The organism is Bacillus sp. FSL R5-0512, assembly GCF_038593295.1.
Lineage (GTDB): Bacteria > Bacillota > Bacilli > Bacillales > Bacillaceae > Bacillus > Bacillus safensis.
In genome coordinates this window covers 2,840,815-2,854,082 of record NZ_CP151982.1, presented here as the reverse complement: position 1 = coordinate 2,854,082, position 13,268 = coordinate 2,840,815, and the positions used below count along the sequence as shown (strand labels likewise).

At 41.2% G+C, this 13,268-nt stretch carries 14 protein-coding genes; 10 read left to right on the top strand and 4 right to left on the bottom strand.

Features of this window, described 5'->3' with window-relative positions; genetic code table 11:
* Positions 1-311 precede the first annotated feature (311 nt).
* From NSQ25_RS14770 to NSQ25_RS14755, 4 genes are all read left to right on the top strand, one after another.
* On the top strand, positions 312-1,529 hold the full coding sequence (locus NSQ25_RS14770) for an NAD(P)/FAD-dependent oxidoreductase (protein ID WP_170825856.1): 1,218 nt from the start codon (positions 312-314) through the stop codon (positions 1,527-1,529).
* Between the two features lie 135 nt (positions 1,530-1,664).
* Positions 1,665-1,790 carry a YuiA family protein gene (locus tag NSQ25_RS14765; RefSeq protein ID WP_157840088.1) on the top strand — a complete coding sequence of 42 codons (126 nt, stop codon included), beginning with the start codon at positions 1,665-1,667 and terminating at the stop codon, positions 1,788-1,790.
* Positions 1,791-1,871: 81 nt separating this feature from the next.
* Positions 1,872-2,192 (top strand): YuiB family protein, encoded by a 321-nt coding sequence (locus NSQ25_RS14760; RefSeq protein ID WP_024423349.1) that lies wholly within the window; start codon positions 1,872-1,874, stop codon positions 2,190-2,192.
* 99 nt (positions 2,193-2,291) lie between these two features.
* Entirely contained in the window at positions 2,292-2,936 is a 645-nt protein-coding gene (locus NSQ25_RS14755; RefSeq protein ID WP_034282599.1) for a 3D domain-containing protein, read from the top strand.
* 40 nt (positions 2,937-2,976) lie between these two features.
* Here the strand turns inward: NSQ25_RS14755 and NSQ25_RS14750 are convergent, their stop codons facing one another.
* Positions 2,977-3,453 carry a divergent PAP2 family protein gene (locus NSQ25_RS14750; RefSeq protein ID WP_024423347.1) on the bottom strand — a complete coding sequence of 159 codons (477 nt, stop codon included), beginning with the start codon at positions 3,451-3,453 and terminating at the stop codon, positions 2,977-2,979.
* Between the two features lie 324 nt (positions 3,454-3,777).
* Between NSQ25_RS14750 and NSQ25_RS14745 the strand changes: the two genes are divergently transcribed.
* From NSQ25_RS14745 to NSQ25_RS14735, 3 genes are all read left to right on the top strand, one after another.
* Positions 3,778-5,268 (top strand): leucyl aminopeptidase, encoded by a 1,491-nt coding sequence (locus NSQ25_RS14745; RefSeq protein ID WP_326135314.1) that lies wholly within the window; start codon positions 3,778-3,780, stop codon positions 5,266-5,268.
* A gap of 141 nt (positions 5,269-5,409) precedes the next feature.
* On the top strand, positions 5,410-6,738 hold the full coding sequence (locus NSQ25_RS14740) for a Na+/H+ antiporter family protein (RefSeq protein ID WP_034282597.1): 1,329 nt from the start codon (positions 5,410-5,412) through the stop codon (positions 6,736-6,738).
* A gap of 158 nt (positions 6,739-6,896) precedes the next feature.
* Complete coding sequence (locus NSQ25_RS14735; protein ID WP_326135732.1) at positions 6,897-7,673, top strand: sporulation protein; 777 nt, start codon at positions 6,897-6,899, stop codon at positions 7,671-7,673.
* Positions 7,674-7,712: 39 nt separating this feature from the next.
* Here NSQ25_RS14735 and NSQ25_RS14730 read toward each other — a convergent pair whose 3' ends face one another.
* From NSQ25_RS14730 to NSQ25_RS14720, 3 genes are all read right to left on the bottom strand, one after another.
* The gene (locus tag NSQ25_RS14730) at positions 7,713-8,309 is read right to left on the bottom strand and encodes a biotin transporter BioY (protein ID WP_034282595.1); all 597 of its coding nucleotides are present in this window, start codon (positions 8,307-8,309) and stop codon (positions 7,713-7,715) included.
* Between the two features lie 116 nt (positions 8,310-8,425).
* The gene (ald, locus tag NSQ25_RS14725) at positions 8,426-9,562 is read right to left on the bottom strand and encodes an alanine dehydrogenase (protein WP_070325973.1); all 1,137 of its coding nucleotides are present in this window, start codon (positions 9,560-9,562) and stop codon (positions 8,426-8,428) included.
* Between the two features lie 110 nt (positions 9,563-9,672).
* Complete coding sequence (locus tag NSQ25_RS14720) at positions 9,673-10,902, bottom strand: PucR family transcriptional regulator (RefSeq protein ID WP_024423341.1); 1,230 nt, start codon at positions 10,900-10,902, stop codon at positions 9,673-9,675.
* Between the two features lie 406 nt (positions 10,903-11,308).
* Here NSQ25_RS14720 and NSQ25_RS14715 point away from each other — a divergent pair, with 406 nt between their 5' ends.
* The 3 genes from NSQ25_RS14715 (at position 11,309) to essB (ending at position 13,262) form a co-directional block, all read left to right on the top strand.
* Positions 11,309-11,602: a WXG100 family type VII secretion target gene (locus tag NSQ25_RS14715; protein WP_003213769.1), complete on the top strand. Its 294-nt coding sequence runs from the start codon at positions 11,309-11,311 to the stop codon at positions 11,600-11,602.
* A gap of 95 nt (positions 11,603-11,697) precedes the next feature.
* Positions 11,698-11,937 (top strand): EsaB/YukD family protein, encoded by a 240-nt coding sequence (locus tag NSQ25_RS14710; RefSeq protein ID WP_003213579.1) that lies wholly within the window; start codon positions 11,698-11,700, stop codon positions 11,935-11,937.
* A 14-nt stretch (positions 11,938-11,951) separates the two neighbouring features.
* Positions 11,952-13,262: a type VII secretion protein EssB gene (essB, locus tag NSQ25_RS14705; protein WP_326135731.1), complete on the top strand. Its 1,311-nt coding sequence runs from the start codon at positions 11,952-11,954 to the stop codon at positions 13,260-13,262.
* Positions 13,263-13,268: the final 6 nt, after the last annotated feature.

The following is a 13,268-nucleotide window of genomic DNA, read 5'->3' as shown; positions in this document are numbered from 1 at the left end:
CTTGTCGTTTTTTGATGCTGAAGCTTTGAAAAGAAGGAAAAAGTGAGAAAGACCGTTTATCATAAGGATTTTCAGTTTAAAGCCTTGAAAATTGGAGCAGAACTCGCTATTATTGTTAAGGGAACTAAATATTAATTTTTTATGAATTTTTGTCGGATACGGTCAAATGCTTTCGTTTTATGTAGGTGAAAGTTCAGATTTTCACATACTTATTTTTTTGTTTAAATTTCATAAAATGCCGCAAAGCGGTTGAGAATAACGATATGTAATTCTTTATCCGTTTTACAGCAAATTTAAAAAAGGTGGATGTGATTCCAGTGAATAAACCGAAAATCGTTGTATTAGGTGCAGGTTATGGCGGATTAATGACTGTAACAAGATTAACAAAACAGCTTGGCACAAATGATGCGGACATTACTCTTGTGAACAAGCATAATTATCATTACGAAACAACATGGCTTCATGAAGCAAGTGCAGGTACTCTTCATCATGACCGCTGTCGTTATCAAATCAAAGATGTGATTAACAGTTCCCGTGTCAACTTTGTACAAGCAACAGTTGAAAGCATTGATAAGGAAGCAAAGAAAGTTGTGACATCAGAGGGCGAACTTTCTTATGACTACCTTGTTGTTGCACTTGGTGCTGTTCCTGAAACATTTGGTATTGCAGGACTGAAAGAATACGCATTCTCAATCTCTAACATCAACTCTGCTCGTCAGCTTCGTGAGCACATTGAGCTTCAATTTGCGACGTATAATACGGATGCTGAAAAACGTCCAGAGCGTTTGACAATCGTTGTCGGCGGCGCAGGATTCACAGGTATTGAGTTCCTTGGTGAGCTTGGAAACCGTGTGCCTGAGCTTTGCAAGGAGTATGACATTGATCAAAAAGACGTGCGTATCATCTGTGTAGAAGCTGCGCCAACAGCTCTTCCTGGATTCGATCCAGAATTGATCGACTATGCGATGAACTACCTTCAAGGTAAAGGTGTTGAGTTCAAAATCGGTACAGCGATCAAAGAATGTACGCCTGAGGGGATCATTGTTGGAAAAGACGATGATACAGAAGAAATCAAAGCTGCAACTGTTGTTTGGGCTGCAGGTGTACGCGGTAACCCAATCGTTGAAGAAGCCGGTTTTGAAAACATGCGCGGCCGCGTAAAAGTGTCTCCAGATCTTCGTGTACCAGAAAATGATGATGTCTTCATCATTGGTGACTGTTCATTGATTATCAATGAAGAAATCAACCGTCCATACCCACCAACTGCACAAATCGCTATGCAGCAAGGTGAAACAGTAGCGAAAAACCTTGCAGCACTAGTAAAAGGCGGTTCTCTTGAAAGCTTTAAGCCAGACATCAAAGGAACAGTAGCTTCTCTTGGTGAACACGACGCTGTAGGTGTTGCGTTTGGTAAAAAACTTCAAGGAACAAAAGCTTCTGCAATGAAGAAAATCATCGACAACCGTTCTTTATTCATGGTTGGCGGACCAGGACTTGTTCTGAAAAAAGGAAAATTCAAGTTCTTCTAAACCATTATAGACAAAAACGTGTATCCTCGTGATACACGTTTTTTTATAAGTTGTGGTATATTTTCTCACTTGGTTATCGGCAGCAAAATATGTTATGATAAATTATCAGAAAATTTAGATTAAGGGGTGAGCAATATGAATGCACAAACAAAGGAAAAAACATCAACCTGTCAATATTGTTCAGGAAAAGGGTACTTTCAGCTATTGCTCGGCGGATCTGAAACGTGTGAGGAATGTAAAGGGACAGGAAAGAAGCGTTAATCGATCTGCTTTTTCCATTGATTGACTTCATCTCTATTTCCAAGTTAAACTAATGATGGGATATTTGGGGGTGGAGATGAAGTGATCAGTTTACCAGTCGTTATCATTTCAGTTATTTTATTTTTCGTGTTATTCTTCGGCATTGGCTTTTTGCTCAATATGCTGCTGAGAATGTCATGGATTATGGCTATTTTATATCCAATTGTATGCCTTTTCATTATCAACAATCAAAAGATGATCGCTTATGTAAGAGAGCCTGGCACCGCTTTTTCAGGAATAGGAGACCGGATCGTCTCACTCGCTGCGGCAGATATCATCATCTTATTAAGCGGCCTGATCGGTGCAATCACATCAGGTTTTGTCATTAATGCACTTCGAAAAAGAGGGTATCAAATGTTTTAACTCACTTGTGGACACGCAAGTGGGTTTTTTTGTTTCTCCTTTGCATAGTTTCCATTTTGTTTGGAAACAAATAGATGGGTAGAGGAGTGACAAATAGAGATGAAAACATGGATGAAACGATTGTTCATGACAGCCCTATTCATGCTTGCACTTTTGACAAGCTTTACGGGCATATCTGGAGTCGAACCAAGTGATTTAGCTGCGTGGGTGAAAGAGACCGATGCGGGCAGGCAAGTATCTTCTTTTTTTCAGCAACCAAAAAGGGAAACGATGGCACTCAAAAGTGAAGATGCGAGGTCTGTTTCTCTCGAAGAGGCGTTTAATTGGAACGATTACCCGAAACAGAAGGTTGTGGCAACCGGCTATACAGCAGGTGTGGAATCAACAGGCAAAACGAAGGAACATCATGCATATGGCATTACATATTCAGGCGTTAAAGTGAAACGTGATTTATATTCAACAGTGGCAGCCGACCCATCTGTTTTTCCGATTGGAACGGTGCTGTTTATCCCGAACTATGGCTACGGTGTGGTTGCAGATACCGGGAAAGCCATTAAAGGTCATAAGCTTGATTTATACTATGAAACCGTTGATGATGTGTATAGAGAATGGGGTAAAAAAGTGCTCGATGTGTATATCATCAAAAAGGGTGAAGGGACGTTAACGGAAAAAGACTTAAATCAGCTCAATGAAGCAGAATCGATGCAAGTATTCCGTCAGCAGTTTCAAGCCAATAAAGAATAAAAAAGCTTTGGGCCGTTTAAGGTCCAAAGCTTTTTCGCTTCTACATGAAGTAATAATCTAAGATGAGTGTCAGCAAGATCCCTGTTAAGCCGCCGAAGAAGACTTCAATCGGCTTATGACCAAGAAGCTCTTTTAATTTCTTTTGCTTTTCTTTTTCTTCCGCATTTGGGAAATTCTTTGCTTCGGAAACAAATCGGTTAAAATCTGTTACGAGCTTGTTGAGAACAGTCGCCTGTTCTCCTGCCTGTCTGCGAACGCCTGTCGCATCAAACATGGTAATAATGGCAAAGATGGCGGAAATGGCAAAGATAGATGTATCTAGCCCGTGCTCTAAAGCCACTGCTGTGGAGAGTGCTGTTACTGCTGCGGAGTGTGAACTTGGCATTCCGCCTGTGCTTGTAATGAGCGACCAATCTAGTCGTCTAGAAATGATAAATTGAATCGGTACTTTTACAAATTGTGCAAAAAAGATGGCTGCTAGGCTGGCAAGCAGCGGAAAATTCGTCAGTACGCTCATGAACAAGAAACATCCTCTCTTTAAGAAAAAATATCGTGCGAAATGATGAACTAAAAATCCTAGTATGATGAAAAAATGATAGCAGTAAAAAAAGCTGCCAAGTCCATGTTCATTATAACATTAAAGAAAGTAGATGTGGAACGAGGAGAACACGGACAGGCTGCTCAGGTTTTCGCCGCTTTTTCATGATGCCCTTCCGCGTGTGAAAATATAAATGTTCATCAAGTAAAGACAGACTGGCAATGATCGTATAGGAACGCAAATTTTGATATAATAGAAGTTCCAATGTGAAAAATGGAGTTCATTAAGGAGCGTGTGATAAATATGTTTTTCTCGACAAATGATTTGCAGCATAAAGATACACTGGCGATCGGACTTTTTCAAAAGAGCCAATTATCAGGAAAAGCAAAAGAAATGGATGAATTACTTGAAGGAAGAATCACTGAATTATTAAAAGAAGGCGACATTTCATCCAAACGAAATCAGCTTTCAAAGTTTTTCCCATCCCCTGAAACAGGCATCAAACGCATTTATTTTGTCGGGCTTGGGAAGGAATCAGATTACACGTTTGAAGAGGCAAAAGAAGTGTTTGCCCATTTATTCAAAAAGCTTCATCAAGATAAAAAGCAAGCGGTTTCTGTCTTGCTGGATACGTTTATTGGAAAGGATCTGCCTGCTCAAGATGCAGCCCATGCCCTTTCTGAAAGCTGCCTTTTAGCTACATATGAATTACAGGATTTTAAACATAAAACAAATGAACCGGATCGCTTTATCGAGTTTGTTTATGCAACGACAGAGCATGATCAAGCTGAAATTCAGGCAAGTTTGAAAGTCGGCGAAGTGTACGGACAGTCAGTCAATTCGGCCCGTACCCTTGTGAATATGCCGCCGAACATGCTCACATCCTCTGATCTGGCTTCGTATGCGGCAGAGCTTGCATATAAATATGAATTTGAGATTGAAATTTTAGATAAAGAACAAATGGAAGAGCTAGGAATGGGCGGTATTTTAGCCGTCAATAGAGGCTCAACAGAACCGCCAAAACTCATCGTATTGAAATATCAAGGCAAGGAAGAATGGACAGACGTCATCGGCCTTGTCGGTAAAGGCATCACGTATGATACCGGCGGCTATTCTTTAAAGCCAAGAGCGAGTATGGTTGGCATGAAAACAGATATGGGCGGCTCAGCGTCTGTTTTAGGTGCAATGGAAATCATCGGCGAACTTCGTCCAGAGCAAAATGTCATTGCGGTCATTGCCTCAACCGATAATATGATTTCGGCAGACGCTATGAAGCCTGACGACGTCATCGTGTCACTAAGCGGTAAAACAATCGAAGTGCTCAATACGGATGCAGAAGGCCGTCTTGTTTTAGCAGATGGGGTGACATATGCGAAGCAGCACGGTGCCTCTGTCCTTGTAGATGTGGCCACATTAACAGGCGGTGTCATTGTGGCGCTTGGAAATGAGACAACAGGCGCGATGACCAATAACGATGAGCTGTACGCTCAGTTTAAAGAAGCATCAGAAGAATGCGGTGAAATGATCTGGCAGCTGCCCATTACGGAAAAAGATAAGAAACGAGTACGAAACAGCAAAATGGCGGATCTCAATAACTCGCCAGGCCGTGATGGTCATGCGATCATGGCAGGTGCTTTCATTGGCGAATTCGCAGAGGATACCCCTTGGGTTCACTTAGATATTGCAGGAACAGCTACAACAGAAAAACCTTCATGCTTTGGACCAACAGGGGCAACAGGTGTAATGGTAAGATCACTCGCAACATTTGTGGAACGATTTGAAGGAAAGAAATAAAGGAGAAGGCTCTGCCAAGTGGCAGGGCTTTTTTTATGTAGGACATACGCCATTTGACGAAGTTTTTTTTCTATGGTAACATACGTTGGTACTTTAATTATCTACTACATTAGTAAACTAAAGGATTTCGGGGGTTTCACCATGAATGCAGTTGTTTTAGCGGTTGTTTTAATGTTGATATTAAGCTTGCTGCGGGTCAATGTCGTGATTGCGCTGGCTATAGGCGCTTTAGCTGGTGGACTTGCAGGTGGATTAGGCTTGGGAGGAACAGTGGACGCCTTTACGGACGGACTCGGAGGAAATGCAACAGTGGCGATTAGTTATGCGTTATTAGGGGCATTTGCTGCGGCACTGACGAAAACAGGTCTTCCAGATGCCATGGTTGAAGGAGCAGTGAAGCTTCTAGGAAAAGAAGGCGATTCAAGACGGAAAACACTATCAAAAGTGCTCATCGTTCTTGTCATTTTGATCGTGTCCTGTTTTTCACAGAACGTCGTCCCTGTTCATATTGCCTTTATCCCAGTCTTAATTCCGCCGTTATTAAAGGTGTTTAACGAGCTTCAGATTGACCGCAGACTGCTAGCGTGTGTCATGACCTTCGGACTCACTGCACCATATATATTACTTCCAGTCGGTTTCGGACAGATTTTCCACGGAATGCTTCGTGACAATATGAAGGAAGCGGGGCTGACTGTAAACTTAGCAGATATTCCATATGCCATGCTGATTCCTGTTGCGGGGATGGTTCTTGGTTTGATCGTTTCCATTTTTGTGTATCGAAAGCCGAAGGTATATGAGGATCGTGAAATTACAGATGTAGAAAAATCGGCTTATACGAAAAAAAGCTTATTCTTTGCCGGTCTTGCTATTCTTGTTTCGTTGATTGTCCAGCTTTATTTATCGCAAAGCCTTGGTGTGGAAGGAATGATCTTCGGTGCACTCTCAGGACTGCTTGTCTTGTTTGTGACAGGAATGATGAAACGTGATGAAGCAGATGAACTGATTACATCTGGAATGAATATGATGGCATTTATCGGTTTTGTCATGCTTGTTGCGGCTGGATTTGCCAACGTGTTAACAAAAACAGGAGACATTGAATCCCTTGTCAAAGCATCTTCCCAATTTATCGGAAACAGCCAGAGTCTTGCGGCGATTTTAATGCTGCTCGTTGGTCTGCTTGTGACAATGGGAATCGGATCATCATTTGCAACCATTCCGATTATTACAACCATCTTTGTTCCACTTTGCTTACACTTAGGATTTAGTCCAATGGCCACCATTGCCATTATTGGCTCTGCTGCGGCTGTTGGAGATGCAGGTTCACCTGCAAGTGACAGTACGCTTGGACCAACATCTGGATTGAATATGGATGGACAGCATCACCATATTTGGGGAACTTGTGTCCCAACTTTTATTTATTATAATATTCCGCTTGTTCTGTTCGGCTGGCTGGCGGCCATTATTCTGTAAAATGAAAAGCTTGTAGAGAAAACGATGATGTTTTTTCTATAAGCTTTTTTGTTGTTCGTAGATGAAAAATAATTAGGACAAAAGTATGAATTAAATGAATCTTTCTTCCTCTATCTTACGTATATATGCTGATAAAAATGAAAAGGGGAAGATGGGACATGTCATTTTTTAAAAAGCTAGCGGCAAGTGCAGGAATTGGTGCGGCAAAAGTAGATACCATTTTAGAGAAAAACGCTTATTATCCAGGACAAGAAGTAACGGGAACTGTCCATGTAAAGGGCGGAAAAATTGCTCAGGACATCCGTTATATCAATGTCAAGATTCAAACACAGTATGTGATTGTGAAAGATGATGAAGAGCATAGAAAATATGTGAATATCTTTACTTTACGGGTGACGGATTCTTTTACCATCCAGCCTGGAGAAAAGCATGAATTTCCGTTTTCATTTATTCTTCCTATCGATACCCCGATGACGATCGGAAAAGTAGAAATTGCAGTAATGACAGACCTTGATATCCAAGGCGGAATCGATAAATCTGACTATGACCGTATTTTCGTTGAAGCACATCCTTGGGTGAAAAATGTGCTGGAAGCCACTAGCAATCTAGGTTTCCACCTGAACGAAGCAGACTGTGAACAAGCACCTTACTTCCAGCGGCGCCTGCCATTCGTCCAAGAATTCGAGTTCATTCCGACATCAGACTACTTTCGCTATATGCTTGATGAGTTAGAGCTGATTTTTCTGATAGATGAAGGCGGATTAGACATTGTTTTCGAAGTCGACCGTAGAGCAAGAGGCCTGAGAGGCTGGCTTGAGGAGATGTATAATGATGGAGAACAGCTTGTACGCTACCGCTTCAGTCCATCAGATCTTGAAAATGTAGAAGTGCTTGAAGGAATGCTGGAAGAAATCATAGACCAATACGCTGAGTAATGATGAAAAAAGAGCCTGAATGAAGACAGGCTCTTTTTTCTATGATACAGCTTCTTGTTTTCGAAAGGATGTGGCTTTGGAAACAGAGCGATAAATTTTAGGTGCCAGCATCGCAAGTAATATCGTCAATGCGTAGTCTTTTACCATAAACCAGATCATAAAGAACCACGTGGTTTGATAGGAAATCGGTGCATTGAGCCATACATTTAATGCGAGGTATGTATAGGTGGTTCCGATCACATACATCACGGTCGTACCAGCAATGGCTGCAAGCAAAAAGCGGCCAAAGCCAGGGTTTTTTCTTTTCTCTAGAATGAATCCAGCAAGCCAGGCAGCAGGGATGTACGATAATACAAAGCCGCCGCTTTTGCCTAAAATGACCCCAAAGCCCGCAGAGAACTGGGCGAATACAGGTGCACCAGCAATTCCAACCAAGGCATAGACAATCATAGCTAATGCGCCAAGCCGTCTGCCGAGTAAGAGACCAGCAAGCACACAAAAAAACGGCTGCATCGTAAGTGGAATTCCGCCGACCTGTAAAAACGGCACAATGGATGTGATATTGGCTCCGATAGCCATGAGTGCAGCAAACATTCCCACTAGCACAAAGTCAGCAGTTCTTGTCTTCTTTTGCATGATGTTTCCCCCTGTCTTATCTGTACAAATAGATTAAGGGGAAGAAGGATTTTTGTCAACTTGTTTTTATTTTAGGTTAACAATAAAACCCGCCCATCAATAGGGCGGGTAGCTGATTAAGCTTCGGTCATAAAAGTAGCATCGATGGCTTTGCTGACAGGTACGTAATCATAGCCGAGATCACGAGCGACCGCTTCGTACGTGATATGTCCGTTCATGACATTGACACCTTCTGCGATGGCATTGTTTTCTCTAATGGCTTTTGCAGCGCCTTTATTCGCAATTTGCAGCGCATATGGAACAGTGACATTCGTTAACGCAACAGTTGATGTCCGCGGAACGGCGCCTGGCATGTTGGCGACAGCATAGTGTAATATGCCATGTTTTTCATAAGTAGGCTGGTCATGGGTTGTGATATGATCAATGGTTTCGACAATGCCGCCTTGATCAATCGCTACATCCACAATGACAGAACCAGGCTTCATTTGTTTCACCATTTCTTCTGTCACTAGCGTCGGTGCTTTGGCACCAGGAATCAGCACAGCACAAATGAGAAGATCAGCTTCACTGACTGAATCTGCAATGTTGACAGGATTGGACATTAACGTTTTCATTTGATGGCCAAATTGGTCGTCCAGCTGACGCAGGCGTTCTGCGTTTACATCAATCAGGGTGACATCTGCGCCAAGTCCGATCGCCATTTTCGCTGCGTTTGTTCCAACAACACCGCCGCCAATAATGGTGACCTTTCCTCTTGATACCCCTGGTACCCCTGCAAGTAAAATACCTTTTCCGCCTTTTGGCTTTTCTAAAAATTGTGCACCAATTTGAGCGGCCATTCTGCCTGCTACTTCAGACATAGGTGTGAGAAGAGGGAGTGATTTTCCGTCCGTTACTGTTTCGTAAGCAATGGCTGTAACGCCTTTTTGTTTTAATGCTTCAGCCAAGGAGGGCTCTGCGGCTAGATGCAGGTACGTAAATAAGATGAGTCCTTCTTTGAAATAAGGATATTCCTCAGGTAATGGTTCTTTTACTTTCATGATCATATCAGAAGATGCCCATACATCTTTCGCCTGATCAAGAATCTCTGCACCAACAGATACATAATCGTCATCAGTGAATCCGCTTCCAAAACCAGCGTTTGTTTCAATTAAAATCTGATGTCCAGCTGAAAGCAATTGAGAAGCTGCTCCTGGTGTTAAAGCCACTCGGTTTTCATTGTTCTTAATTTCTTTCGGAATGCCGATGATCATGTTTATTCCTCCTATGCTTATCTATTGATATTGTATGTCTAGTGTATCCGGAAAGTTTAGAAAATTCTTCGGTTGAAATAAAAAATAAAAAAACGCCTCTTTGTGAAATTTCACAAATGGACGTTTTTTAGCTTCATATCAAGGTAGATGGTCATTTTCTCATTCATGTTTTTTAAATCAATTTCTGCGATGTCTGTAATCCGTTTTAATCGATAATTTAAGGTATTGATGTGGATGTTTAATTGCTTTGCGGCAATATTGGCATTGCTGTCACAGTCAATAAACCGCTCAAGGGTTTCGACAAGGTTGGAATGATGCCTCAGGTCGTAATCCTCCAGCTTTGATAAAGAGTAACTGGAGTAAGAAGATCCCTTTCGCTTCTCAGCAAGCACATCAAGATATTGATAAATGCCTAGTTCAGAAAAGCTGTTTAAACGTTCTGTTTCAACTGGAAAGCGTTCTTTCGTTTTTAATACAGCCAGTGCTTCTTTATAGGAAGGCTGAATTTGAGAGATGTTATCGTAAATTCCTCCAATTGCTGCCTGAACATGCTGAATATGATACCTGTCCGCAAGCTGCTGCAGCATGCCGCTTGTGAATTGCTTAATATCTTGAAGCGGATGTTCTGTTTTTGGTGAGACAAGAATAATGAATTCGTGAAAATCAACAGTCGTTAACAGTACCTGTACTTGCTGTGTTGTTTCAAGCAGATAGGACAGCTTTTTTTCTGTCTCCTCTGTGAGTTCGTCACGAAGACGGAAGATGATGATGGCATATGTGTCTGGACATCTGATGCCAAGTCTTAAAAATAGGTCAAGCATCTCATCCTTTTCATGAATATGACCCGTGAGCATCTTCCAGAAAAGCTCCTGATTACGTTCTTCTGTTTTCGTTTTTCGAATTTGTAAATTGAGTAATTTGTTTTTCACGGCATGCGCTGCCATTTTGAGAAGGTCCATTTCTTCTTCTGAAAAAGGCTGTGCGGATTCAATCGCCCAAATAAATCCGAGCACTTCTTTGTCCTTCCAGATCGAAATGGCGACCCTGCTAGATAAACCCACCTCTGCAATTTGAGGGACACGAAGCGGTTCGTCTGTTTTAAGGAGTGTAGGAATGATGCCGTCCTTCCAAAGCCGATTAATGACTTTTTCCGGTACTCGGCGGGAGATAATGGTTGAAGTTCTGGCGGGATCAGTAAAATCATTGTGTGTGCTATATGCCAATAATCGATGATGAGTATCTTCTATAGTAATAGGGCAATTGAGCACATCACTAATTTGGTCTGCCACATCCTCTAAACGATCAAGACTATACTTAAACGGATCTGTCTTTTTTGTCATAAAAAACCCCTGCTTTTTCGAATATTTCACGTACTTACATTATGAAGAGAATGAGGTACGTAAATCAACAAAAAACTGCCATAAACTTAAAAAAACAAAAAGTGTGAGAAGCAAGCAAATGGATGTTGAAGCACGCTGAAAAAGAAATAGTACAATAATAACGTAGTAAAAAATCAATAGGCAGAAAGGTCCACCGAAGCAGGTGCATACTTATTAAGAATATATGACCAAAAAACTGTTAAATACTAGATAAAAAGCGAAAAAACAGTAATTCTATAGACTCATTTTGTAAAATAAAAACAGATTTGTTTGACTGTGTATCATTTCTGTTTTTATAATAATAACGTCAAAAAATAAGTGGATTAGCCCATTATATGGCGGCTATGCACGGGAGGTAATGAGGAATATGTCAGGAATTATTCGCGTAACCCCAGAAGAACTAAGAGCGACCGCTAAGCAATATGGTGTTGAAAGTCAAGAAGTGTTAAACCAAGTTGATCGTCTAAATAGAATGATCTCTGATTTAAAAGGAATGTGGGAAGGTGCTTCTAGTGAAGCATTTGCTGATCAATACGAGCAGCTTAAGCCTTCTTTTATCAAAATGTCTGATCTATTAACAGATGTCAGCAATCAGCTTGATCAAACGGCAAATACACTTGAAAGCACTGACCAAGACATCGCAAGCCAAATTCGCGGCTAATCAAAGGGATTTCCTTTCTAAGTGTGAAATGCAGAAAAAGCGCCGAGTCTGTCAATGGATGCCGGCGCTCTTTCTATTTTGTGAGGTGGAAATTTGTGTATATCGATATTACCATCGACTTAAAAAATTATGATGGCAGTGTGTTTGATTTGAGACTATCAAATTATTTACATATTAAACAAGTCATCCATATCGCCTGGCAGGCAAAACAAATCTCACTTCCAAAGCGAGAAGGCGGATGGGTGCGAGTAGTCAATAAGAAAGCTGTGTTTTCAGGCGAATATAAGCTGTCAGACTGTGGAATTACCACAGGAGACAGGCTGGAAATACTATGAAAGGACTTTTGTAAATGGCAGATAAAAAGAGTTCCTATTTAGAAGAACAATTAGAAGCAGTCATGAAAAAAGAGGGAGGCACCTATACCTTTATTTTTCAAAAAGAGACGATTAAACTCTTAGACGGTTTAGAAGCGGCACCGATCAAAGACATCAATCCTTCATTTCAGAAAGAGATTCAATTAACTGAAGATGAGGTCATCATTTCTATACAACCGCCTCCTGCCTATCAGGAATTTCGTTTCATCCATGCAAAGGATGAAAAAAGCAAATGGATTTTTTCATACCAGCTTGTCGATGCAGTTCTTAAACACGATGTGAAACGGCTGCATCCTATTGTTTCTCCTGAAAACATTGTTTTTCATCAAGGCTTAGCTCCTGCATTTTTGCATTATGGGGTTAAAGAAAGCATTCCGCCATATGAAACCGATGAGTATCGCCTGTTAAAAGAGGTCAAGGCAGTTGTTCTTCGAGTGGTCGACCATGAATATCAATTTGAAGAATATGCGGCTTACAATGAAACGTTGAAATTATCGGAGCTGGCAAAAGAAATTAGTGAAACGAAGTCGCTGGAAGAATTGTCAGCTTTGATTGAGCAAAAGATCAAAGCAATCGATGCGAAAGAAAAAACGCTCTTAACCATTCCTAAAAAGAAATGGAAGATCGAGCGATACATCGGATTAGGTCTGCTTGTCCTGTTAATCCCTGCATTGGTGTACACCATTTACACCTTCTTTTTTGCCATGCCAAAACAAGAAGCGTACGTCGAGGCAAACAAATATTATCTCAACAAGCAGTACAGTCAAGTGGTGGATACGTTAGAGAAATATCCAGCCAATCAAATGCCAGTCTCTCTTCAATATGAACTGGCCATTTCGTATGTACAAACGAACCAAGGCAGTCTGTTGCTTGATCAGCATAAAAAAGAAATCACAGAAACGTACACATTGCAGACAGATCCGCAATATTTCCTTTTTTGGATTCATATTGGACAAGGGAATAGCAAGGAAGCACTTGATATTGCACGGGTACTTGGAGACGACAGGTACATATTTACGGCACTTGTCGCCTACCGCAATGAAATTCAAAACGATGACAGCCTTTCTGCTGAAGAAAAACAAAAACAGCTAGATCCGATCATTAAGGAAATGGCGAAATATGAAGAAAAAGAAACAACCGAGACAAGCACAAGTGACTCCTCAGACGCAAGCCAAACAGATGAAACAGCTGAACAAAAAGAGTCAAAAGCCGATCAAGAGAAAAAAGAGAAAGAATCTGAAGCGAAAAAGAAAACCTCTCAGACGAAAAAAGATGAGAAAAAATAATTCTTT